The 24,806-nt window shown below is 58.4% G+C and carries 20 protein-coding genes; 6 read left to right on the plus strand and 14 right to left on the minus strand.

Going from position 1 to position 24,806, the window contains the following annotated elements:
- The first annotated feature begins 155 nt into the window (after nucleotides 1-155).
- The 5 genes from pilB to yacG all read left to right on the plus strand — a co-directional run bounded on the left by pilB (nucleotide 156) and on the right by yacG (nucleotide 5,045).
- Entirely contained in the window at nucleotides 156-1,883 is a 1,728-nt protein-coding gene (pilB, locus tag FY550_RS09840) for a type IV-A pilus assembly ATPase PilB (RefSeq protein WP_070977752.1), read from the plus strand.
- A gap of 13 nt (nucleotides 1,884-1,896) precedes the next feature.
- Entirely contained in the window at nucleotides 1,897-3,141 is a 1,245-nt protein-coding gene (locus FY550_RS09845) for a type II secretion system F family protein (RefSeq protein ID WP_070977753.1), read from the plus strand.
- Nucleotides 3,142-3,212: 71 nt separating this feature from the next.
- A complete protein-coding gene (locus tag FY550_RS09850) occupies nucleotides 3,213-4,073 on the plus strand; it encodes a prepilin peptidase (protein ID WP_084388034.1) in 861 nt (286 codons plus the stop codon).
- A gap of 48 nt (nucleotides 4,074-4,121) precedes the next feature.
- Nucleotides 4,122-4,748, plus strand: coding sequence for a dephospho-CoA kinase (coaE, locus tag FY550_RS09855; protein WP_168169302.1), 627 nt, complete (start codon nucleotides 4,122-4,124; stop codon nucleotides 4,746-4,748).
- Between the two features lie 60 nt (nucleotides 4,749-4,808).
- Nucleotides 4,809-5,045 (plus strand): DNA gyrase inhibitor YacG, encoded by a 237-nt coding sequence (gene yacG / locus FY550_RS09860; RefSeq protein ID WP_070977754.1) that lies wholly within the window; start codon nucleotides 4,809-4,811, stop codon nucleotides 5,043-5,045.
- A 19-nt stretch (nucleotides 5,046-5,064) separates the two neighbouring features.
- On the opposite strand, the gene FY550_RS09865 is transcribed toward yacG, so the two are convergent.
- The 3 genes from FY550_RS09865 to secA all read right to left on the minus strand — a co-directional run bounded on the left by FY550_RS09865 (nucleotide 5,065) and on the right by secA (nucleotide 10,113).
- Nucleotides 5,065-6,027, minus strand: a complete 963-nt coding sequence (locus tag FY550_RS09865) for a Nudix family hydrolase (protein WP_070977755.1) — start codon at nucleotides 6,025-6,027, stop codon at nucleotides 5,065-5,067.
- An 81-nt stretch (nucleotides 6,028-6,108) separates the two neighbouring features.
- Nucleotides 6,109-7,317, minus strand: a complete 1,209-nt coding sequence (gene argJ, locus FY550_RS09870) for a bifunctional glutamate N-acetyltransferase/amino-acid acetyltransferase ArgJ (RefSeq protein ID WP_070977756.1) — start codon at nucleotides 7,315-7,317, stop codon at nucleotides 6,109-6,111.
- A gap of 33 nt (nucleotides 7,318-7,350) precedes the next feature.
- Entirely contained in the window at nucleotides 7,351-10,113 is a 2,763-nt protein-coding gene (gene secA / locus FY550_RS09875; RefSeq protein ID WP_149054503.1) for a preprotein translocase subunit SecA, read from the minus strand.
- 457 nt (nucleotides 10,114-10,570) lie between these two features.
- On the opposite strand from secA, the gene FY550_RS09885 reads away from it, so the two are divergent.
- Nucleotides 10,571-11,038, plus strand: coding sequence for a DUF721 domain-containing protein (locus tag FY550_RS09885; RefSeq protein ID WP_070977757.1), 468 nt, complete (start codon nucleotides 10,571-10,573; stop codon nucleotides 11,036-11,038).
- A gap of 78 nt (nucleotides 11,039-11,116) precedes the next feature.
- Here FY550_RS09885 and lpxC read toward each other — a convergent pair whose 3' ends face one another.
- From lpxC to FY550_RS09940, 11 genes are all read right to left on the minus strand, one after another.
- Complete coding sequence (gene lpxC / locus FY550_RS09890; protein WP_070977758.1) at nucleotides 11,117-12,028, minus strand: UDP-3-O-acyl-N-acetylglucosamine deacetylase; 912 nt, start codon at nucleotides 12,026-12,028, stop codon at nucleotides 11,117-11,119.
- Nucleotides 12,029-12,192: 164 nt separating this feature from the next.
- On the minus strand, nucleotides 12,193-13,365 hold the full coding sequence (ftsZ, locus tag FY550_RS09895) for a cell division protein FtsZ (RefSeq protein WP_070977759.1): 1,173 nt from the start codon (nucleotides 13,363-13,365) through the stop codon (nucleotides 12,193-12,195).
- Nucleotides 13,366-13,402: 37 nt separating this feature from the next.
- A complete protein-coding gene (gene ftsA / locus FY550_RS09900) occupies nucleotides 13,403-14,686 on the minus strand; it encodes a cell division protein FtsA (protein WP_070977760.1) in 1,284 nt (427 codons plus the stop codon).
- Between the two features lie 204 nt (nucleotides 14,687-14,890).
- The gene (locus FY550_RS09905) at nucleotides 14,891-15,622 is read right to left on the minus strand and encodes a cell division protein FtsQ/DivIB (protein WP_149054504.1); all 732 of its coding nucleotides are present in this window, start codon (nucleotides 15,620-15,622) and stop codon (nucleotides 14,891-14,893) included.
- Between the two features lie 75 nt (nucleotides 15,623-15,697).
- Nucleotides 15,698-17,143 (minus strand): UDP-N-acetylmuramate--L-alanine ligase, encoded by a 1,446-nt coding sequence (gene murC, locus FY550_RS09910; protein ID WP_070977916.1) that lies wholly within the window; start codon nucleotides 17,141-17,143, stop codon nucleotides 15,698-15,700.
- A 19-nt stretch (nucleotides 17,144-17,162) separates the two neighbouring features.
- Nucleotides 17,163-18,260 (minus strand): undecaprenyldiphospho-muramoylpentapeptide beta-N-acetylglucosaminyltransferase, encoded by a 1,098-nt coding sequence (gene murG, locus FY550_RS09915; protein WP_070977761.1) that lies wholly within the window; start codon nucleotides 18,258-18,260, stop codon nucleotides 17,163-17,165.
- Nucleotides 18,257-19,459: a putative lipid II flippase FtsW gene (ftsW, locus tag FY550_RS09920; protein WP_084388035.1), complete on the minus strand. Its 1,203-nt coding sequence runs from the start codon at nucleotides 19,457-19,459 to the stop codon at nucleotides 18,257-18,259. The genes murG and ftsW overlap by 4 nt, the downstream gene beginning before the upstream one ends.
- Entirely contained in the window at nucleotides 19,456-20,844 is a 1,389-nt protein-coding gene (murD, locus tag FY550_RS09925; RefSeq protein ID WP_233350193.1) for a UDP-N-acetylmuramoyl-L-alanine--D-glutamate ligase, read from the minus strand. Before murD ends, ftsW begins: the two co-directional genes overlap by 4 nt.
- Nucleotide 20,845: 1 nt before the next feature.
- Nucleotides 20,846-21,928, minus strand: coding sequence for a phospho-N-acetylmuramoyl-pentapeptide-transferase (gene mraY / locus FY550_RS09930; protein ID WP_070977762.1), 1,083 nt, complete (start codon nucleotides 21,926-21,928; stop codon nucleotides 20,846-20,848).
- Between the two features lie 9 nt (nucleotides 21,929-21,937).
- Nucleotides 21,938-23,335 carry a UDP-N-acetylmuramoyl-tripeptide--D-alanyl-D-alanine ligase gene (locus tag FY550_RS09935; RefSeq protein WP_233350194.1) on the minus strand — a complete coding sequence of 466 codons (1,398 nt, stop codon included), beginning with the start codon at nucleotides 23,333-23,335 and terminating at the stop codon, nucleotides 21,938-21,940.
- Nucleotides 23,313-24,806, minus strand: a complete 1,494-nt coding sequence (locus tag FY550_RS09940; protein WP_070977763.1) for a UDP-N-acetylmuramoyl-L-alanyl-D-glutamate--2,6-diaminopimelate ligase — start codon at nucleotides 24,804-24,806, stop codon at nucleotides 23,313-23,315. The genes FY550_RS09935 and FY550_RS09940 overlap by 23 nt, the downstream gene beginning before the upstream one ends.

Raw genomic sequence — 24,806 nt, forward strand, 5'->3', positions numbered from 1 at the left:
CCTGACAGGATAACGGTATAAGAACCTTCGACATCGCCTCCTGATGCCGGCGGTACACATCACCTGATAACGGCGGGCCTCGAGCGACCTTTAGCCATGCTGCATCCGGTCGATAACAGGGGAGTCACTTCACTGATTCGGCCGGATATTCGTTCATGCCCGACACATCCATTGCCTCAACTTCCCCACTGCGAGGTCTTGCACGACGACTGGTCGAGGATGGTCTGCTCAGCGAAGCAGCGGCCCGTCAGGCGCACGAGGCGGCCGATGCCGAGGAATGCCCGCTGCTGCATTACATCACTCGTGAGGGTCTGGTCGGGACACGCGAGGCCGCACTGGCGACAGCATGGGAGTACGGTCTGGCCTGCGTGGATCTGGAAGCGATTCCGCTTGTCAACCTGCCGGATCTGACCGGAATGAGCGAAAGCCTGCTACGCCGGTTGGGCGCGCTACCACTGGCTCGGCATCCGCACCGTCTGGTCATGGCCATCGATACACCCTCGGCCCTGCCCCGCCTCGATGAATTGCAATTCAGCACCGGTCTCTCGGTCGAAGCTGTACTGGCGCCGGTGGATCAGCTCGGCCGGTACCTGGAGCAGTACCTTGAACTGCATGGCGAGGGTGCCATGGCGCTGTTGGGTAACAGCGAATCGCTGGACGCTCTGACGCTGGAGGACGATCAGGAAAACGAAGGGGTGGATGCCGCAATTAGCGACAAGGACGATGCCCCGGTGGTCCGCTTCGTCAAACAGTTGATGCTCGATGCGATTCGGCGCGGTGCATCGGATGTGCACTTTGAGCCCTACGAGACCAGCTTCCGGGTGCGCTTTCGTATTGACGGGTTGCTCATCGAAGCAGCCCGGCCGCCGATCGGGCTGCGCAGCCGAATTACTACCCGACTCAAGGTGCTGGCTCGTCTCGATATTTCCGAACGCCGTCTACCGCAGGATGGCACGATCAAGATGCGGCTCTCGGCCAGGCGCAGTGTCGACTTTCGTGTCAATACGCTGCCCACCCTGTCAGGGGAAAAGATTGTTCTGCGCCTGCTTGATCCGGCCGAAGCCCGGCTGGGCATCGAGGCGTTGGGCTTTCTTCCGGAGCAACAGGCCTGTTATGAAGCGGCCCTTGCTCGCCCCCAGGGCATGATTCTGGTTACCGGGCCCACTGGCAGCGGCAAAACGGTCACGCTGTACACGGGCCTGAACATTCTCAATACCGAAGAACGCAACATCGCCACTGCCGAGGATCCGGTCGAGTTGCGTCTCGAGGGGATCAATCAGGTCAACGTCCAGCCGCGTATCGGGCTCGATTTCGCCAATGCCCTGCGTGCTTTTTTGCGTCAGGATCCGGATGTCGTAATGGTCGGCGAAATACGCGATCTTGAAACCGCCGAGGTAGCGGTCAAGGCTGCCCAGACCGGCCACCTGGTACTCTCTACCCTGCACACCAACTCTGCTGCAGAAACCCTGACACGCCTTCGCAACATGGGCGTGGCGGCTTTCAATATTGCCAGCTCGGTCTCGTTGATCATCGCCCAACGTCTTGCCAGACGCTTGTGTTCATACTGCCGTGAACCGGTGGAAATACCCGTGCAGGTACTTCGTGAGGCGGGCGCCAGTGATGAGGAAATCCATCAGGCCACACTCTATCAGGCGCATGGTTGCGATCGCTGTACCAATGGCTATCGGGGGCGCGTGGGAATTTATGAGGTCATGCCCATTTCTGCCACCATGAGCCGATTGATCATGCAGGAAGTCAGTGCCGCGGAACTGGCCGAACAGGCCCATCGGGAAGGAAGAGACGATTTGCGTCGCAGCGGCCTGCGCAAGGTACTGGCCGGCGAAACGACGCTGGAAGAAATCAATCGAATTACCAGCCATTGAGGAAGACGGCGTCATGACCTCTCGTACAGGCCAGCCCCGCGCACGAGCGAAGGACCGCCACCGCATCATCGTCTGGAAATGGCAGGGACGAAATACCCGCGGCAAGCGAATACATGGAGAGATGGCAGCCACCGAAGAGAACGAAGTCCGTCGCCATCTCGCTCAACAGGGTATCAGTCTGCGTCGAATAAGCCGCAAACGCTCGCTACCGATCATTGGCAATCGCATCCGCAGTGGTGATATCACCCTGTTTGCCCGGCAGATGGCCACAATGATTCGTGCCGGCATTCCTTTGCTGCAGTCCTTTTCAGCGGTTGCCAACAGTACCACCAACCCTGCGCTGCGCCATTTCATCGAAACCCTGCACCAGGACGTTTCCAGTGGCATGAATTTTTCCAGCGCACTGGCCAAACACCCCGGTCATATCGATGACCTGTTCGTACACCTGGTAGCCGCTGGCGAGCAGGCCGGGGCGCTGGACCGGATGCTGGAAAGAATTGCCATCTACAAGGAACGACTGGACACACTGCGCTCGCGGGTCATGAAGGCCATGTACTATCCTGCCTCGGTCATTGCTGTCGGGCTTGGCGTCACTGCCCTGCTATTGATCAAGGTAGTCCCGCAGTTCGAAACCATGTTTTCGAGTTTCGGCGCTGAATTGCCGATGCCAACGCAGATCACCATCGAGCTGTCGGAGACGGCGCAAGCCTGGTGGTGGCAGATCTGCCTCGCCCTGCTGGGCGGCGTCGTTCTGTTGCGCTCGCTGCTGCGTCGTTCCCCTGTGCTGGCCATGCGCCTGAGTCGGCTGGCGCTTGGATTACCGATACTCGGTGGCATTCTGGAAAAATCGGCCATTGCGCGGTTTGCACGTACGCTTTCCACCAGTTTTGCGGCCGGCGTACCCTTGATGGAGGCGCTCGATACCGCTTCCGGCGCCTGCGGCAATCAGGTATTTGCCCGTGCCGTGAGTGATATCCGCACTGACGTCAGCAACGGTCAGCAGCTCCATGCTGCCATGCGCAACACCAACCTGTTTTCACCCATGTCACTGCAGATGGTGGCCATTGGAGAAGAAGCCGGCTCGCTGGATGACATGCTTGACCGGGTCGCCGAATTCCACGAAGCCGAGGTGGAGAATCGCGTGGATACGCTCACCTCATTACTGGAACCCTTCATTATCGTAGTGCTGGGTACTCTGGTGGGAGGACTTGTGATGTCGATGTACCTCCCGGTCTTCGAACTCGGCAATGCCATCTGAGCCGCTATCCCGATAGCAACAGCATCTATCGGTGCTGTTCGAATCACTCGCTTTCGCTGCGGAGATCGCTTTTGACATCCCTGACGACACTGCCGCCCTGGCCGCTATTGTGTGTACTGATCCTGGTCGCACTGGCCGTGGGGAGTTTTCTTAACGTGGTGATTACACGCCTGCCAGTCATTCTGATGCGCGGATGGCGCGCCGAGGCGCGAGAAGCCCTGGAACTACCGCCGGAATCGCTCCCCCGCTTCAATCTGCTCACCCCCGGCTCTCTCTGCCCCCACTGTGAGCATCCCATTACCTGGCATGACAATCTCCCCTTGCTGGGTTATCTCAAGCGGCGTGGACGTTGTGCTCATTGTCACGGCCGGATCAGCCTGCAGTATCCACTGGTCGAGCTGACCACTCTGGCGCTGACACTGGTTGTGGTCTGGCAGCAGGGGCTGGGCATGGACAGTCTCGCCATTCTTGCAGCCTGTCTGATGTTACTGGTGCTGGGCGTCATCGATCTGCGCACGCAGCTGCTACCGGACATTCTCACCCAGCCACTATTGTGGGGCGGGCTGCTCTATCACCTTGTCTTTGCGCCTTCCGGATTGACGGAGGCCATCATTGGCGCCGTCGCAGGCTATCTGGTGCTATGGTCGCTGTACTGGCTGTTTCGGCTACTGACTCGTCGTGAAGGCATGGGCCAGGGCGACTTCAAGCTGCTGGCTGCGTTGGGCGCCTGGTGTGGCTGGCCCTCGCTCCCTCTGCTGCTGGTCATAGCCACTCTGCTTGGATCCATCTATGGGATCGGATTACAGCTGCTGCGCCCGGCTACGCGAGGTCAGCCTATTGCTTTCGGGCCCTTCCTGGTTATTGCCGGCTGGCTGATGCTGCTTTGCGGTCCGACGCTGATGGCGGCTTACATGAGTACGCTGGGCTTGTAGACTGCTCGCCACAATCGCTTGTGTCATGAGTTTCAGGGAGAAAGGCCCATGCTGATCGTGGGACTGACCGGGGGTATCGCTTCAGGCAAAAGTACCGTTGCTCGCCGCTTTGGAGAGCTGGGTGCTGCCTGGCTGGATGCAGACGACATTGCCCGCGAAATCGTGGCGCCCGGAGAGCCGGCTCTCGATGAGATCCGTGATCAATTCGGTGCGGGCATGATCAATGCTGAGGGCCAGCTCGATCGTGCCCGATTGCGCCAGTGCATCTTCAGGGACGAAAAACGACGCAAGGTACTGGAAGCCATTACACACCCAAGAATACGCGAGCGGATCGTGACCCGGCTGGAGCAGTTTCGTCAGAATGGCGCTGATTACGCCTTGCTGGTCTCGCCGCTGCTATTGGAAACTGATCAACATCGGCTGGTAAACCGGGTACTGGTCGTGGATGTTGACGAAGCGCTTCAGCTTTCACGAACCCTGCAACGTGACGGAGTCGATGCCGAGCATGTCCGGTCCATCATTGCCGCGCAGCTGCCACGCGAGACCCGGCTGGCCGAGGCCGACGATATTATCGACAACCGTGGTAACGAACAGACACTGGATGAGCAGGTAAAACGACTCGACACCCTGTACCGACAACTTGCCCACGATCTCTCTACGGCAAGCAGTGAATAATGATGTGGCACCTGAAGCCTCATCTGTCTCTACAGAGTGCAACAGAAAGGAAATAACGCCATGACACGTAAAACCCCCGACGGAAAACCCATTGTGACCTGCCCGCACTGTAGTCGTGAGGTGGTCTGGTCCTCCGAAAACCAGTGGCGTCCCTTCTGCTCCAAACGCTGCAAGATGATCGATCTGGGCGCATGGGCCGATGAATCCCATCGCATCGCCGGAGAACCAGCGATGGATGAAGCCAATCTGGATGCCCTGATCGATCAGCTCGAGCGAAGTGGAGAGTCGAATCGCTGATGCCGGGGTGCGCCTGCCATCAGGAGCGCACCGTATCCGGATACCAGTAATCCCGAATTGAAGCGATGCCCTGAGCACCCACCGCGCGCGCCCGATCACTATCATGTCGGGTCACTCCACCCAGCGCATAGACCGGCATCGCCGCATATTCCACCAGTTGCTGGAAATCATGCCATCCCATGGTAATGGCGCCCGGGTGGCTGGGTGTCTCGCGCAATGGGGACAGCGTAATGAAATCGCAGCTCACACGCGCGGCCTGCTCCACCTGTGCCTGATCATGCGCTGAAGCAGACAGCCACTTGTCAGCCGCAATCGGGCGCCGCTCAAGCCCAAGCAGCGCCGTACTGGGCAGATGGATGCCATCGGCATCGATCCGTTCGAGCAGTTCCGGGCCACCATTGAGAATCAGCCTTGCCCCGTGCTGACGGCAGAGCGCCAGCGCCCGCTCGGCACGCTCCTGCCAGCGATCAGCTTCCAGTGTCTTGGCTCGCAGCTGCACCAGCCGGATGCCATCCTCACCGAGTGCCCGAGCCAGTTTCCGCTCGAAGTGAGCATCCTCCTCCTCTTCACCGGTAATCAGATAGTAGCGAGGCAGCATCACTGACCGAATGATGGGATGGTTGGCCTCAGGAAAAGGATAACGCTCAAGATCACCTACCTCGACCCAGCGTACTGCCTGACCTTCCCGGCCCCAGGGCTCGCCCTCGTAATCATGGGTCTCCCAGACATCCAGCAGAATATGCTTATCGGGGTATTCATGATGCACACGAATCAAGGGCTGAGCACGCCCAATGGTGACGCCCAGCTCTTCGGCAAGTTCGCGTCGCAACGCTTCCAGACCGGTTTCGAATGGAGCCAGCTTGCCACCAGGAAACTCCCACAAACCGCCCTGATCGGCTATCGAGGGGCGCCTGGCGATCAGCACCTGACCCCGCTCGTTGAAAATGGCCGCTGCTGCGACATGAACCCGTCTTTTCGGCATGATCCCGATCTACCTGCCTGCTTGAACTGTTTTAAAATACGGAAGTGCCCAACCCGGGCCTGCCAATGGCGCCGTCACCGCTCAACTGCGGTAATCGGCGTTGATCGAAACGTAATCGTGCGATAGATCCGAGGTCCAGACCCGAGCCTTCTGATTGCCCCGACCAAGCCGGATGGTAATCACGATATCCTCCTTCGCCATCTCGGTAGCGCCTGCCTCTTCGGTATAATCCGCGGCACGCCCACCCTTCTCGGCGATGGTGACACCATTAAGATCGATCCCGATCCTCTCAACGTCCAGTTGCTCGACCGGTGCCTTGCCCACAGCCATCAAAAGCCTGCCCCAATTGGCATCACTGGCATAGAGTGCAGTTTTTACCAGCGGCGAATGCGCCACGCTGAAGGCCACCTCCAGCGCTTCCTCTTCGCTTCGGGCCTGTTCGACATCGATGGTTACGAACTTGGTAGCGCCTTCGCCATCACGCACGATGGCATGCGCAAGCGTCTGCAGCACCTTTATCAACGCGTCACGAAACGCTGCAATATCTTCCTCATTCAGGAGGGCCGAGCCGCACCCGGTAGCGACCAGCGTACAGGCGTCATTGGTCGAAGTATCGGAATCAATGGTAATCCGGTTGAAGGAGTGTTCTACCCCTTCGCGCAACAATTGCTGCAGCCGCACAGGCTCGATGGCAGCATCAGTGGCCAGAAAAGCCAGCATGGTGGCCATATTCGGGCGGATCATACCGGCGCCCTTGGCAATACCATTGAGGGTCACCGTGCCACTGCTCAGTGCCACCTGTGTCGTGGCCCCCTTGGGGCGCGTGTCAGTCGTCAGGATGCCCTCGGCAGCTGCGGACCAGCCACTGGCATTCAGCGCACTTAAAGCACCATCGAGACCACCGCGAATGCGTTCAACCGGCAGCGGCTCTCCGATGACGCCGGTAGAGTAAGGCAGCACGCTTTCCGGCAACACCTCAACCCGCTCGGCCAGAGCGGCGCAACAGTCACGAGCAGCAGCTATCCCGGCCTCACCATTACCGGCATTGGCATTACCGGTATTGATCAACAGATAGCGCGGCGTAGCCACGGTCAGATGCTGCTGAGCGACACGTACCGGTGCAGCACGAAATGCATTGCGCGTGAAGGTGGCCGCGGCGTGCGCACCCTCGCAAATTTCGATTACCACCAGATCCCGCTGACCGGGACGCTTGATTCCCGCCATTGCCGTGCCCAGACGGATACCGGCAATTTCGGGCATCTCCGGAAAGCGGGCTTCACCTGTGGCCATACTGTTTCCCCCTGGTTGACGCTCGGGCCACGCTCAGCTCAAGCGCCCGTGACACTGCTTGTATTTCTTGCCGGAACCACAAGGACAGGGATCGTTACGCCCCACCTTGGGAGTATCACGACGTACCGTCTGCTGACTGGCATCACCCACCTCGCCGGCGGCGGCAACTGCATCATTATTGAGGGGCACCTCGGCTTCTTCCTCGAGTGCGGCCAGAGCTTCATCCTCACGCGTCATGGCGCTACCGGCCTTTTCACGCTCAAGGGACTCACGACGCTCGCGTTCGAGCTCCTCGACTTCATTTTGCTGACGCACCTGAACATGGGAGAGGATGCGCACTACATCAGACTTGATGTTGTGCAGCAGAGTCTGGAACAGAGCAAAAGCCTCTCGCTTGTACTCCTGCTTGGGATTGCGCTGAGCATAACCACGCAGGTGAATACCCCGGCGCAGGTTATCCATTGCCTGCAGATGCTCCTTCCAGCGGGTATCGAGCACCTGAAGCATGACCTGCTTCTCGAAACGACGCATCATTTCCGGGCCAACGGCGACTTCCTTTTCGGCCCAGGATTTGCGCAGCTGCTCCTGTAGACGCTCGCGCAGGACCTCTTCGTGGAAACCATTTTCCTGTTCGGCCCATTGGGTCACCGGCGCCTCGAGCCCGAAATCCTGGCGCAGATGCTGCTCCAGTCCCTCAAGATCCCACTGTTCCGGCAGACTCTGGGGGGGCACAAAATCTGAAATCGCAGTATCAAGCACTTCCACACGCAGATTCTGCACGTTCTCCGAGATATCATCGGAAGCCAGAATATCATTACGCTGCTCGTAAACGACTCGGCGCTGATCGTTGGCAACATCGTCATACTCGAGCAACTGCTTGCGAATATCGAAGTTGCGTCCCTCAACCTTTTTCTGTGCACGTTCGACGGCATTGGAAACCATGCGATGCTCGATTGCCTCGCCCTTTTCCAGGCCCAATGCGCCCATCATGCGCTGTACCCGTTCGGAGCCGAACAACCGCATCAGGTTATCTTCCAGTGACAGGAAGAACCGGGTTGAACCGGGATCCCCCTGGCGGCCCGAACGGCCACGCAGCTGGTTATCGATACGCCGGGATTCGTGCCGTTCCGAACCAATCACATGCAGACCACCCGCTTCGAGTACAGCATCATGGCGACGCTGCCAATCGGCGCGAATGGCCTCGATCTGTTCATCGGAAGGGTTATCAAGCTGAGCCACCTCGTTCTTCCAGCTACCGCCCAGCATGATGTCGGTACCGCGTCCCGCCATATTGGTGGCGATGGTCACCGTCCCCGGGCGCCCGGCCTGGGCGATGATATCTGCCTCACGTGCGTGTTGTTTGGCGTTGAGCACGTTATGCGGGACCTGTTGCTGACGCATCATGCCCGACAGTATCTCGGAACTTTCGATCGAGGCTGTGCCCACCAGCACCGGACGATTCTCGGCCATCTTCTCCTTGATGTCCTCGATGATCGCCTCGAACTTTTCGGTCGTGCTCATGTAGACCAGATCATTGAGATCCTTGCGCGCCATCGGCCGATTGGTAGGGATCACCAGAACATCGAGTCCATAAATCTGCTGAAACTCGAAGGCTTCGGTATCAGCAGTGCCGGTCATGCCGGAAAGCTTGTCGTAGAGTCGGAAGTAATTCTGGAATGTCGTCGAGGCGAGTGTCTGACTCTCTTTTTGCACCTCGACGCTTTCCTTCGCCTCGACTGCCTGATGTAATCCCTCCGACCAGCGCCGACCAGGCATGGAACGGCCGGTATGCTCATCAACAATGATCACTTCACCGTTGTTGACCACGTAATCGACATCGCGATGAAAGAGGTGCCTGGCCCGCAGTGCGGCATGAACATGATGCAGCAGGCCGAGGTTCTGCGCGGCATAAAGGGACTCGTTCTCATCAAGCAGATTTTCGCGCTGCATGACCATCTCGACCGACTGGTGGCCACGTTCGGTCAGCTCTACCTGCTTTTGCTTCTCATCCATGGTGAAGTCCCCGGACTCGGGGTCTTCTTCGTCTTCGCAGGGCTTGAGCTCACCCACCAGGCGATTGATGACATTATAAAGAGTGGTGTCTTCTTCAACCGGCCCGGAAATGATCAGAGGCGTACGCGCTTCATCAATCAGGATCGAGTCAACCTCATCAATGATGGCGTAGTGAAGAGTGCGCTGAACCTTGTCCTCGAGCGAAAACGCCATGTTGTCGCGCAGATAGTCGAAGCCAAACTCGTTGTTGGTGCCATAGGTAATATCCGAGCCATAGGCAGCACGCTTCTCTTCGGAGTTCTGGCCCGAATAGATCACCCCGACACTCAGGCCGAGAAATTCGTAGAGTGGCCGCATCCAGTCGGCGTCGCGACTCGCCAGATAGTCATTGACGGTAACGACATGCACTCCGAGCCCGGAGAGCGCATTAAGATACACCGCCAGGGTAGCGACAAGTGTCTTCCCCTCACCGGTCTTCATCTCGGCGATACGCCCCTCATGCAGAGCGATCCCGCCAATCATCTGCACATCGAACTGGCGCATGCCCATGACGCGCTGACTGGCTTCACGCACTGTCGCGAAAGCTTCGGGGAGCAGCTTGTCGAGGGTTTCACCCTGTGCCAGCCGATCACGGAACTGCTGCGTGCGGCCCTGCAGATCGGCGTCGCTCAACGCCTGAAGCTCGGTTTCCAGCGCATTGATGCGCGTCACCATCTTGCTCATGCGCTTGACTTCGCGCTCGTTCTTGCTGCCGACCAGTTTGCGTACCAGTGTGTTCAACATCGAAAAAATGTCCTGTAATGACGTGACTCGATTGCGTAAAGGAAGAGGGCCTTACGAAACGAGTGGCGGCCCACGACGGCACAGGCAGTCACTATCCGCCGTCATGGGCAGTAAATGCATGGCAGCAAGGCGCGGTGGAATCAGACGGCGCAGGGAAGTCGGCAAACGCCGCAGCGGGTATCCTCGGCGACGCTGCACTGCCCGACGGCGAGACACTGCCCGAATGGCCGCGGGTGTATGAAAGCAGATGCGAAACAGTCGATCAGTAACCAGCTCGGTACGAGCCTGCCCCAACCCGATAGGCAGCAGGCAGCCGATGAGCAATCCGGCAAGCCACCATCGGGATAGGGAATGACGACGCGTACGTATCGTGCCATCGGGCCGTGTCATACTGTCTTTGAAACCATCGGACATGGTAGATTGAGCGGAACCTGAATCTGGTGCAGCAAGCAAGCCCATGAGTATAAAGGCTAAAGCCGGACGCGCCCAGTCCGCAGCAAATCTGTTCAGTCATCGCGGCTCTCTGGCACCGCTGATTCGCACGGCACAATTGCTGGCCGAAGCGCAGCAGCACCTCGATGCCCACCTTCCTGAAGAGTTGCAGGGCCATGTCGCTGTGGGGGGATACCAGGATGGCCGACTGACTCTGATGACCGATCGCGCCGTCTGGCTGACATGGTTGCGTTTCGAACAGCGCCGGCTACTGTCACTGCTGCAGCAGATACGGGGGCTGGAAACCCTGCAGGGGCTGCAACTCAAGGTACGCCCCATTCGACCGCTCTATCAGCCGGTTCATCAGCCTCGCCATCTTCCTGCCGAAGCCGCCGAACAGCTGCGCCTTTGCGCCAGCGATACCAGTGATCGGAACCTTCGCCAAGCGCTGGAACGGCTTGCCAGTCATGGCGAACAGGATAACGATCCCTGATAAGTTCTGATCCCGACATGAAAAAGGCGCCGACATAATGCCGGCGCCTGGTGGCAAGCACAGAACCCATACAATGACTTACATGGCCATGGCAGGCTCGGAGTAGGAAATCGGAGAGGTTTCACGATCCTCGAATGTTACGATTTCCCAGGCATCCTGATGTTTGAGCAGTGCTCTGGCCAGCTGGTTATTCAGCCCGTGGCCAGACTTGAAGCCACGAAACTCACCAATCAGGCTATGTCCCAGCTGGTAGAGATCGCCGATGGCATCCAGCACCTTGTGGCGGACAAACTCATCCTCATAGCGCAAGCCGTCCTCATTGAGGATGCGGTACTCGTCAACCACGATGGCATTATCCAGACTACCGCCCAGTGCCAGGTTCTGAGAGCGCAGGAACTCAAGATCGCGCATGAAACCAAAGGTGCGTGCACGGCTGACCTCCTTCACGAAGGAAGTCGTGGAAAAATCCACACTGGTAGACTGCTTCTGGGATTCGAATACCGGGTGATCGAAATCGATCGTAAAACTGACCCTGAAGCCATCATAGGGCCGAAAGCTGGCCCACTTGTCCCCATCGTTGACCGTCAGCTCGCGCTTGATCCGAATAAAGCGCTTGGCAGCGTCCTGTTCGGCAATACCGGCAGACTGAATCAGAAATACAAAGGGGCCGGCACTGCCATCCATGATCGGCACTTCCGGCTCGCTCAGTTCAACATAAGCATTGTCGATACCGAGCCCGGCAAAGGCCGACATCAGATGCTCCACTGTCGCCACCCGCGCGCTGTTGACCGATAGAGCCGTGCACATGGTGGTATCCTGCACATTGTCCGGATGGGCGGGTACTTCAACCATTGGTTCCAGATCAGTGCGCACGAAAACAATCCCGGTATTAACGGGGGCCGGACGCAGGGTCAGATAGACCTTTTTGCCGGAATGCAGCCCGACACCGGTCGCCCGGATAATATTTTGAAGCGTTCTTTGACGGATCATAGGTTCGCTGCCACGCAGGAAAGCATTCAAACGAATGTTTGTATAATAACAGCTGGCTGGTGCAACAACAACGAACAGTGTTCGATATTCAGTGATTAATTGTTATTGCCATAAAAACTCGGGGCCCCGGCAACGGGGCCCCGCAGCACTGCATATACCACGCTTCAGTCAGCCTGACGCCGCAGGAAAGCCGGGATATCGAGATAGTCATCCAGCTCCTGAGACTTGCGCCGCTTGTCTCGAGAGGCCTGCTGCTCGCGTGCCTGCTCCTTTTCACGCTGCTGCTGGCGCGCGACGGCCGGCTGCTGGGACAGCTTGCGGTAATCCGCCTGCTCACCACGCACACTCTGCGTTTCACGCTGGCCGGAACGTTCCACTCGGCCATCGAGACCAGCGGCTACCACAGTGACCCGAAGTTCGTCGCTCATATCCATGTCGATGGCAGTGCCTACCACAATGGTCGCGTCCTGAGAGGCGAACTCCTGAACTGTGGCACCAACGTCATTGAATTCGCCAATCGACAGATCAGGGCCTGCCGTAATATTGACCAGAATGCCGCGCGCGCCGTTGAGATCGATATCCTCGAGCAATGGACTGCGAATGGCCTTCTCGGCAGCTTCCCGGGCCCGGTTTTCGCCGGTTGCAGAGCCAGTACCCATCATCGCCATGCCCATCTCGGACATGACAGTGCGCACGTCGGCAAAGTCGACGTTAATGATGCCCGGAGAAGTAATCAGCTCGGCAATGCCCTGTACGGCACCAAGCAATACATCATTGGCTGCACTGAAAGCGGTCAACAGGCTGGCATTCTTGCCCAGCACCGTTAGCAGCTTCTCATTGGGGATGGTAATCAGCGAATCAACGTGCTCGGAGAGCTCTTTCATGCCCTCTTCGGCAGCACGCTGGCGCTTGGGCCCCTCGAACGGGAACGGTCGTGTCACCACCGCTACGGTCAGGATGCCCAGTTCCTTGGCGACCTGGGCCACCACGGGGGCGCCGCCAGTACCGGTGCCACCCCCCATGCCGGCGGTAATAAAGACCATGTCCGCGCCATTGAGCAGCTCGGAAATACGCTCACGGTCTTCCATGGCCGCCTGACGGCCGACTTCGGGATTGGCACCAGCCCCAAGCCCCTTGGTAATTTCGCTGCCCAACTGCAGTACCGTTTTGGCAGCAACTCGCTTGAGGGCCTGCGCATCGGTGTTCGCGCAGATGAATTCAACGCCCTCGATATTACTCTCGACCATATGGTTGACGGCATTACCGCCGCCGCCGCCAACGCCGATCACCTTGATAACTGCGCTGCTGGAGGGTGCGTTATCTACCAGCTCAAACATAATACCCATCTCCCGGATCGCGCATGACGCGACCTCATCAGAAATTTCCCCTGAACCAGCCCCGGATTCGCGACAGTGCCGAAGGCAGGGAATCCGTCATGTGGCGCTCGGAGTGACCGCGTCGAGAATGCTCATCCCCGCGCGACTGGGTAATTCCACGCGAGTGTGATGCGTTGTTCATGCCGTAGAGTAACAAACCCACCCCCGTGGAATAAATCGGATTGCGAACCACATCCGCCAGACCGCGCACATTCTGCGGGCAGGCGATGCGGACCGGCATATGGAATATTTCCTCTGCCAGTTCTCCGACCCCTTCCATTCGCGAGGTCCCTCCAGTCAGCACGATACCGGCTGCCACCAGATCCTCATAGCCGCTTCGACGCAGCTCTTCGCGCACCAGGGTAAACAGTTCTTCGTAACGCGGTTCAACCACCTGAGCAAGCGCCTGCCGGGAAAGATCCCGAGCCGGGCGATCTCCAACACTGGGCACCTTGATCAGTTCATCACTGCTGGCCATCTGTGTCAGTGCACAGGCGTATTTGACCTTGATGTCCTCTGCATACTGGGTAGGGGTGCGCAAGGCCATGGCAATGTCATTGGTCACCTGATCCCCTGCAATGGGGATAACAGCCGTATGACGAATGGCCCCCTCGGTAAAGACCGCGATATCGGTAGTACCTCCCCCGATATCAACCATGCACACACCCAGTTCCCGTTCGTCTTCGGTCAGCACGGCGTGGCTCGAAGCCAGTTGTTCGAGGATGATGTCATCCACTTCAAGACCGCAACGACGAACACATTTTTCTATGTTCTGAACTGCGTTGAGAGCAGCAGTAACCAGATGCACCCGAGCCTCGAGGCGCACACCGGACATGCCCAGTGGCTCACGAATACCCTCCTGGGCATCAATGGCATACTCCTGCGGCAGCACATGAAGAATACGCTGCCCTTCCATGATGGCCCGGGCACGGGCGGAATCGATGACCCTGTCAATATCCGAAGGCGTCACCTCACGTTCCTTGATCGCCACGACGCCATCGGAGTTCATGGAGCTGATGTGACTACCGGCAATGCCGACAAAAACGGAATGAATATCGCAGCCTGCCATCAGCTCGGCTTCTTCGACCGCACGCTGAATGGATTGCACGGTAGATTCAATATTGATCACCACACCCTTTTTCATTCCACGTGAGGGATGTGAGCCAATACCGGCGATCTCTATACCGCCATCATCGGTCGGTTGACCGACAATCGCCACGACCTTGGACGTTCCGATATCCAGCCCGACGACCATATTGGAAGCGTTGGATTGTCCTGCCATAGGTCGGGCCTACTCCTATTGATCAATCATTTCGAAAACGTGCATCAGACTTCCCATTGTCGTCCACGAATTACCGCAATGACATTGACGCAGGGACGTAAAAAGATTTTCCGAGAATACGGCCATTTGCCCTCGAAAGAAATACCTGTATGGCTCCCAACACATAAAGTTACAGCTGTTGCCAACCGTTAATTGCCATGAGTGTCATTGAGCATTGTTATCAGCATCGTCAACAGGGGCACTCTGACCATGCCAGGCAACGGCCAGGCCATTGGGATAGCGCAAATCAAGGTAACGAATATCGTCGGCTCGCTTCTTCAACCCTCGTTGCCATGCTGTCATGAAACGCAGAATGCGCTCATCACTGTCAGTGCGGCCTACCATGACCCAAAAGCTGTCATTAATCTGAAAACGCCATGCCCCACGCGCCTCGAGACGCAGCTGGGTAATCTGCACATCCAGAGGTGAGAGGGTCTTTTTCAACTGATCAAACCACGCCAGAACCTCGGGGCCACTTCCCCTGGGGCCGGCAAGATTGGGAAGGTCTCCTACCTGCCGTATCGGTCCAGCCCTGAAGGGATTACCTTCTGTATTGAGCAGCGAATCGTCATTCCACCAGGCCACGGGGCGCTGTTCATAAAGCTCGAAAGTCAGTGCATTCGGCCAGCGCCGGGTGACCCGGGCATCCCGAATCCAGGGAATCGCCCTGGCACCTCGACGCATTTGATCAAGATCCACTGACAACCAGGTCTGCCCCTGGATCAGAGGAGTAAGACGCTGTTGCAGATAGCGCGCTGAAACGTGATGCAAATCGCCACGGATCGACACCCGCTCGATCGGCGTATCCAGCCACAACCAGAGCGTACGCCCGCCTGCGCCAAGCAGCGCAATAATGAGAATCAGCCCCAGCAGGCGATTGGATGTACTACTCGCCATTGGGCAGTCCACCGGCATGATACGCGATCAGGATCGCCCTCCCCTGCCTGGAGTGACATCGCAACATCGCTGCTGTCATGCCAGCTCCAGACGCTCGAGATCGAGTTCGCAACCGGCCAGCGCAGCGCTGATCCCGCTGATGTCTCCAGCTCCCTGGGTGACCAGAATATCGCCCGGCAGCAGCACATTACCCAGTAGGGTAGCCAACGCCTGGCGACTCTCAACAAACAGTGGATCGACCTGACCACGCTGTCGAATCGAACCGGCCAGGGTACGGCTATCAGCTCCTTTCAGCGGCGTTTCTCCGGCACTGTAGACATCCAGCAACAGCAGAGTATCCACGCCGGAGAGTACACGCACGAAATCTTCGAACAGATCATGGGTGCGGGAATAGCGGTGCGGTTGATAAAGCATTACCAGTCGGCGCTGCGGCCAACCGGCACGAATGGCTCGAATCACCATATCCACTTCTCGCGGATGGTGACCATAATCATCCACCAGCATGACCGGCTCACTGACAGCATGCTCCCCGCGAGAAGTAGCATGGCTGCCGGAAAGTGAGAAATGTCCCTGCACCTGAAAGCGGCGGCCTACACCGGCAAAGCTCGCCAGTGCTCTGATAATGGCGGCATCAGCCACGCCGGCATCGGTGGCGACCGCTACTGCAGCCAACGCATTGAGCGCATTATGCTCACCCGGCATGTTCAAACGAATTTCCAATGGTGCGTGCCCAGGGGGGCGGCGAGCCGTAAAGCTGACTTCACCCCCCTGCTGACGGAAATTCTCAAGACGATAGTCCGCCTGGTCATCGAAACCATAGGTCACGAACTGACGCTGCACCCTGGGCAGCAACGCACGCACTATAGGGTCATCGAGACAGAGAATCGCCAAACCATAGAACGGCAGGTTATGAAGGAATTCCAGGAAGGTATCCTGCAGCCGAACAAAATCACCTTCATAGGTGCCCATGTGATCGGCATCGATATTGGTCACAACGGCCATCATGGGCTGAAGATGAAGAAATGAGGCATCCGATTCATCGGCCTCGGCTACCAGATATTCACCCTCCCCCAGACGGGCGTTGGTCCCGGCACTGGTCAGGCGCCCACCGATAACGAAGGTCGGATCCAGTCCACCCTCAGCGAGCAGAGTCGCGGTCAGACTGGTTGTTGTGGTCTTGCCATGCGTGCCGGCCACGGCAATCCCGTTACGAAAGCGCATCAGTTCCGCCAGCATTTCAGCGCGCCGAACCAACGGCACACGATGTTCACGCGCCCAGTTCACTTCGGGATTGGAAGTATCAATGGCACTGGACACCACAACCACATCGGCATCGACGACATTTTCGGCACGATGACCGATGGTGACCCGAACACCACATTGACGTAGATGAGCTGTTACCGGCGACTCCTTCAGATCACTGCCACTGACCCGAAAACCCTGATTGCACAATACTTCTGCGATGCCGCACATTCCCGCGCCACCGATGCCGACGAAATGAATGCCTCTGATGCGGCGCATACCGCTGCGGGCATGGGTCTCAATGCTCAAAGCCTATCTCCATACAGCCGCGGGTCATGATCGTTACCGCCTCCAATTGGGCTTTGTCGCGCGCCCGATGAGCCATACTGGCCAGAACCGATGGACACAACAGCTCCACCAGCAGGGCATACAATGCTTCTACACTCATATCCCGCTGCTGGATGAGTCGTGCACCACCACCGTCAACCAGATACCTTGCATTGGTGGTCTGATGATCATCCACCGCATGAGGAAAGGGCACCAGCAATGCAGGCTTACCGGCCGCTGCCAGCTCCGTCACCGTAAGCGCCCCGCTGCGGCAAATCACCAGATCGGCCCAGTCATAACACGCCGCCATATCCTCGATGAAGGCACTGACCTCTGCCTCAACCCCGAATGCGTCATAGCGTTCGCGGGTGGCTTCCTCCTTGTTGCGACCCGCCTGATGACGGATCACCGGGCGTATTTCAGGCGCAAACCGTGCTATTGCTTCGGGCAGGCGTTCATTCAACGCCACCGCTCCAAGCGAGCCCCCCATGACCAGAACATGCAACGGCCGGTTGTCCAGGTCGTGGCGTTCGCGCGGATGCTCACCTACAGCAGCAATCTCGGGACGTACCGGATTACCGATCACCTCGGGCGTCACTGCCGATGGAAAGGCACCCGGGAAGGCGGCATAAACCCGCTGTGCCAGACGTGCCAGGCAACGGTTGGTCATGCCTGCTACAGCATTCTGTTCATGAATGATCAACGGAACCCCGACCAATCGAGCAGCCAGCCCACCCGGCCCACTGGCAAATCCGCCCAATCCGACTACCAATCGAACATCCAGTTTCCGGATCAGTCGTCTCGCTTCCAGCACCGCCCTGCCCAGCCGTAATGGGGCCTTGAGCCAGCCGGCCACACCATTGCCACGCAGCCCCGACACGCTGACATGATGCAGCGGTATTTCCGCTTTCGGTACCAGGGTATTTTCAATTCCACGAGGCGTACCCAGCCAGTGCACCTCAACGCCTTCAGCCTGCAACGCCCTTGCAAGACTCAGTGCCGGTACGACATGGCCTCCCGTCCCCCCGGCCATGATCAGCACGCGCTGCGGTTCTGCTGCCGTGGTCATGATGCCCCCTCGGAAACGCTACGCTGCTGACGTTTCCGTGAAGCACGTCGACGGCCACGGTTTTCACCATCCACACGCAATAACAGCCCTGCCATTGCACCACTGATCATCAGGCTCGACCCGCCATAGCTCAATAGCGGCAGGGTCAATCCCTTGGTAGGCAGGATGCCGGCGTTGACTGCAATATTGATAAAGGCCTGCCCCCCGATGATCAATGAAAAGCCGTAACAGACATAAGCGGCAAAAAGCTGACCATTTTCCTCGGCGACCCGACCGACCCTGAAACCGCGATAAACCAGTAGTGCGAACAGTGCAACCACGGTCAGCGACCCCAGCATTCCCAGCTCTTCGGCCAGCACAGAGAATACGAAGTCGGTATGAGCCTCGGGCAGAAAGAACAGTTTCTGTACGCTATTACCCAACCCCAGACCGGTCCAGCCACCTCGACCAAAGGCAATCAGTGCCTGGGTGAGCTGATAGCCCGAGCTGTACTGATTCGCCCAGGGATCCAGAAAGCTGGTAATACGCTGCATGCGATAGGGTTCGGAAATGGCCATGAAGGCCCCCAGTGCAATCACCACTACCGAGAGCAGCAGAAAACGCCATAGTGACGCACCCGCCAACAGCAACATGCCCATGGCAGTGGCCAGCAGCACTACTGTAGTGCCGTAATCAGGCTCGAGGATCAGCAGCGCCCCCAGCGCAAGGGTGATCGACAGTGGTGCCAGAAACCCCCACCAGCTTCGTCGCAACCGGGTCAGGTGACGCTCCATGTAGCCGGCGACATAGATCACCATGCAGAACTTGGCCACTTCGGAAGGCTGTATATTGACCGGTCCAAGTGGTATCCAGCGGCGACTGCCATTGACCTCATGCCCGATCACCAGCACCACAGCCAGCAGAATCATGGCCAGCATCAGCAGCGCCGGCCCATTGCTGCGCCAGAGGGTGACAGGGAAACGCATGACGGTAAGCGCTACCAGTACACTCGCCAACACGAAAATACCGTGTCGGATACTGAAGTACCATGGATTGCCGGTCTGGCTGCTGGCGATCTCGGTCGAGGCAGAGGTCACCATGATCCAGCCTATGATAGGCAGGGCAATCAGTGGCAGTAACAGCCAACTGTCCAGCATATGGTGATCGGTAGATAAACGCTCCGACCAGGCGCGATCACCGGGCCGCAGAATCGACTTCATCGGACGTCTCCAGCGGACAGTTCGGGACGGGAAGACAGCCAGGCTCTGAAAGCCTCGCCACGAGCGATGTAGCTGGTGAACTGATCAAGACTGGCGCAGGCCGGCGACAGCAGCACCGCATCGCCCGCTTTTGCCTGTTGCCAGGCCTGCTCCATGGCTTCGTCCAGAGTCGCCACTTCAAGCACTGTCACCTGATCTGCAAGGGTATCGGCCATTAATGCGGCATCCCGACCGAACAGGATGGCGAGTCGACCATATTGCGCCATCACCGGTCCCAGAGGTGTGAAATCGGCCCCCTTTCCCACGCCGCCAGCCAACAGGATCAGGCGCCCTGACAGCGACGAACCGATCCCTTCAATGGCCGCCAGAGTCGCACCAACATTGGTGCCCTTGGAATCATTGATCCACTGGATGCCCTCATGCTCGACGACCCGTTCAGCGCGATGAGGCAAACCGGTAAAGCGATGCAGGACATGTCGCATTGCTTCAATGGCCCATCCGGCACGCGCGCCAATGGCCAGCGCCGCCAGCGCGTTGGCCAGATTATGACGACCCGGCATGCCGACTTCAGCAACGGGCATGATCGGCTCATCGCCATGACAGATCATCAACGCATCAAAACAGCGCAGGCCCCATTGTTCGGACGCCGGGGCAGCCAGAGTAAAGCTTGTATGGTCAGGTACCAACACGCCTGGAGTGGTCGCCGTATCATCCGCGTTATAAACGGCATGACCTGCCCCTTCGAAGATACGCTGCTTCGCATGGGCGTAGCCTGACAACCCGTCATGACGATCGAGATGGTCCTCGCTGAGGTTGAGATGACAGGCGATGTCCGCTCTCAATTGCGCGGTAGTTTCAAGCTGAAAGGAGGAGAGCTCCAGCACCATGACTTCGGCGTCGGGCGCCTCTCGCAGCAGATCGAGTGCCGGTGTGCCGAGGTTGCCACCGACCGCAGTCCTGCACCCTGCCTCGCGAGCCATCTCCCCAACCAGAGTGGTAACCGTGGACTTCGCATTGGAGCCGGTAATGGCAATCAGCAGCGGCGGCGCGGTCATGTTATCCAGCGCCCGCCGTAACAGCGTCATTTCACCGATGAGTCGATCGCGAATGCACGACAGGGCCGGCATACGAGGATCAACGCCGGGACTCAGCACAACCTCACGAAATCGTGCCATATCGAGCCGCTCCAGCGGACCGCAGTGAACGGCAACCCCGGGAAGCGCTGCTTTCAGCTCACCCAGCGCGGGTGGCACATCACGCGTATCGGCAATCTCGAACGGTTGTCGCAGATGGTGCAGGTGACGGGCAATGGCACGTCCGGAGAGGCCTGTCCCGATGACCAGTACCGGCGCGTCAGCGGTGCCTGTCATGACCTCATCATTCATGTCAGCGAATCTTCAGTGTCGACAGACCAAGCAGCACCAGGACTACTGTTACGATCCAGAAGCGCACGATTACGCGCGGTTCCGGCCAGCCCTTGAGCTCGAAGTGATGATGCAACGGGGCCATGCGAAAGACACGCCGACCGGTCATCTTGTAGAAACCGACCTGAATCATCACGGAAAGGGTTTCCATGACAAAGACTCCACCCATGATGAATAGCACGATCTCCTGACGAACGACCACGGCCACAACGCCCAACGCAGCCCCCAGAGCCAGCGCCCCGACATCTCCCATGAAGACCTGCGCCGGATAGGTATTGAACCAGAGAAAACCCAGTCCGGCCCCCATGATGGCACCACAGAAAACGGCCATTTCTCCTGCGCCCATCACGAAAGGAATATGCAGATATTCAGCGAATCGGGCATTACCGCTGGCATAGGCGAATACTGCCAGTCCCATGGCAACCAGCACGGTCGGCATGATCGCCAGACCATCAAGCCCGTCGGTCAGATTGACTGCATTGGAGCTCCCGACAATGACCAGATAGGTCAGCAGGATATAACCCAGACCCAGCTGGATCACGATCCCCTTGAAAAACGGCGCAATCAGACTCGTTTCCACTGGTGCTGCCGCAGTGAAATAGAGAATAACGGCAGCCACAAAGCCAATGGCGGATTGCCAGAAATATTTCCATTTTGCCGGCAGACCTCGAGGGTTCTTCTCGACAACCTTGCGATAATCATCAACCCAGCCAATGGCCCCGAAGCCCAGCGTCACCAACAGCACCAGCCAGATATAGTGGCTGGCCAGATCACCCCAGAGCAGTGTCGAGATAGCGATCGAAATCAGGATCATGGCGCCGCCCATGGTGGGCGTGCCTGCCTTGGAAAGATGTGATTGCGGACCGTTATCGCGGATAGCCTGACCAATCTGACGCTCGACCAATCGCCTGATCATCCAGGGGCCGATGATCAGACACAGCAACAGGGCTGTCAGCGTCGCCAGCACCATGCGCAGCGTCAGATAACCGAAAACGTTGAAGGCATCCTGGAAATTTGCCAGTAACTCGGCAATGAATAGCAGCATCTAAAGCGTTCACCTGATTATGTCGGTTCGAAGCGCGCTCACCAGACGATCCATGCCGGCACTGAGCGATCCCTTGATCAGGACACTGGCGCCTTCGGGTAGCCTTTCCCGAACGAACTCCGCCAGCGTCGACCACTGTTCAAAGTGGTGCCCCCCCTCACCAAAGGCCTCGCAGGCAGCACGTGCCGGCTCACCTACGGTCCCCATTACATCGATACCCAGCGCCCTGGCATGTTCACCGATCTCGCGATGCGCACTTTCACTGTAATCGCCCAGCTCACCCATCGCCCCCAACAGGCACCAGCGAGGGCCAGGGAGATCGGTCAGAGCCTCCAGGGCGGCCCTGACGGCGCCAGGATTGGCGTTATAGCTGTCATCCACCAGGCGACTGTTGTGTGGACCTGGCACCACGACCATACGTCTATTGACGGCCTCGGCACTTTCCAATCCCTGTTGCATGAGTATGGGGTCAATGCCCAGCGCATGAGCGACCGCAGCCGCGGCCAGCGCATTGAGCACGTTATGCCGCCCCATGAGCGTCAACTGTATGCGACCGCAATCCTGCCCATCGATAAAGAGCGTAAAAGCATATCGCCCCAGCGCATCACAGGCCATATCGCTGGCATATACCCGAGCGCGATCATCGAAGCCGAAATCGATGATCGTTGCTTCACCTGCCAACTGCTGCCAGATCGGGAAAAATCGATCATCACGATTCAATACCGCCACACCTCGAGTTCCCAGTCCGGCAAGAATCTCGCCCTTGGCCTGGGCAATATACCCCAACCCTCCGAACTCACCGACATGGGCGCCGGTCACATTGGTAATGACCGCCACATCAGGCCGCGTCAGAGCGGTGGTCCAGGCGATTTCACCCGAATGATTGGCGCCCAGTTCCAGCACCGCCCGCTGATGGCAGGATTTCAGTTCCAGCAGGGTCAGCGGTACACCAATATCGTTGTTGAGGTTGGCGCGAGTCATGTGAGTCGCACCGGCCAGCTGTAAAATGGCGCCGGTGAGAGCACGTACCGTGGTTTTGCCACTGTTACCGGTAATGGCGACCAGTTCCCTCCCCCAGTGGCGTCGCCGGGCAGCGCCCAGCATCCCCAAAGCGAGCCGGGTATCGGGTACGACCAGCTGTGGCAGATCGCTGATATGGTCATCGCGCCTATCCACGATCGCTGCCGAAGCCCCTCGCTCGAAAGCGGTCTGTAAAAACGCGTGACCATCGAACCGTTCACCGCGAAGAGCGAGGAACAGATCCCCCCGATCGAGTTGACGGGTATCGGTAATGATGCGCTCGATCACTTGCTCACCTGCCCCGTCGGGCACATCAGCACCCAGCGCAGTGGCCACTTCAGCAAGTGTGTTCAGACCGGTGTCGTTATCCATGCTGCTTTCGCTCATCGGCTGATGCCGAGTGCCAGAACTCGTTGACCACCTCCAGATCACTGAAAGGGTGTCGTACCCCTGCGATCTCCTGCCAGGTTTCATGCCCCTTGCCTGCAATCAGCACGACGTCTTCAGGGGCAGCCCGAGACAATACCGTGTGAATCGCCTGTCGACGATCACCAATTTCAAGCGCCTTGTCGGGATTCTGCAGCCCTTCCAGCATGGTCCGGCGAATATCCGCCGGGGACTCACTACGCGGATTGTCATCAGTAATAACCACATGATCGGCGAGCCGTTCGGCACAGGCAGCCATCAGCGCCCGCTTGCCGTCATCGCGATCTCCGCCACACCCTACAAGGCACCACAGCTGGCCACGGGCATGAGGACGCAGTGCTATCAACGCCTTTTCGAGTGCATCCGGCGTATGCGCGTAATCCACGACTGCCACCGGGGAATCGGGCACACTCAGACGCTGCATGCGGCCAGGCACTGGCGTCAATTGAGGCAGTACCGTTTCCAGCGCGGCCAGCGGCACTCCAAGACCATGAAGCGTAGCCGCTGCAAGCAATGCATTATCCAGATTGAAGCGTCCCATCAGAGGCAATGAAAGCTGCCACTCGCCTTCTGGTGTCACGACTTCGGCATGCAGTCCTGTCTCGTGCGGGTGCCAGCTGCGAATCCGGAAATCGGCGTTATCATTACTGCCCACCCGGAGAATACGCACGCCATCACCAACACCAGCCAGCATCAGCCCTGATAGCGGATCATCGCCATTGACCACCGCCAGTTCCAACTCCTCGCGCTGAAACAACCGGGCCTTGGCAGCCGCATAGGCCGCCATGCTGCGGTGATAATCAAGATGATCACGGCTGAGATTGGTAAACACCGCGGCACGCAACCGACAGCCTGAAAGTCGTTGCTGATCAAGCGCATGCGAGGAAGCCTCCAATGCAACCCGGGTCGCGCCCTGATCGGCCAGCCGGCGCAGTGTTGCCTGCAATGCAATCGCATCCGGCGTGGTCAAACCGGCTTCTCCCAGCTTGCCCGGGCGCCCCGCCCCCAGCGTACCGATCACACCAGCAGGCCGATCGAGCAGCTCCGACAGTACGGCGATATAGTGCGTTACCGAGCTCTTGCCATTGGTACCGGTCACCCCGATCTGTTCGAGTTCACAGGGAACTTCACAGGCCAGTGCCGCCAACCGACCAAGCTGGGCGTCCAATCCTTCGATAACTGCAATGGTCTCGTCACTGAGCGGCCAGGGCGCATGGGCCAATATCAGTTCAGCACCGTTCTCCAGCGCCTGAAGAATATAATCACGCCCATCGACCCGGGTCCCGGGGATGGCCACGAATACATCTCCCGGCTCAACCCGCCGCGAGTCCAGCCGAAGTCGGGCGGTGGGGCCAAGCGAAGGCCAGGTCCGCTCCGGCCACAGGCTCACCAGCGCTCGCTCGAGCGCGCTACCGGTTTGGACTGCAGTCAT

The organism is Kushneria phosphatilytica (assembly GCF_008247605.1).
Lineage (GTDB): Bacteria > Pseudomonadota > Gammaproteobacteria > Pseudomonadales > Halomonadaceae > Kushneria > Kushneria phosphatilytica.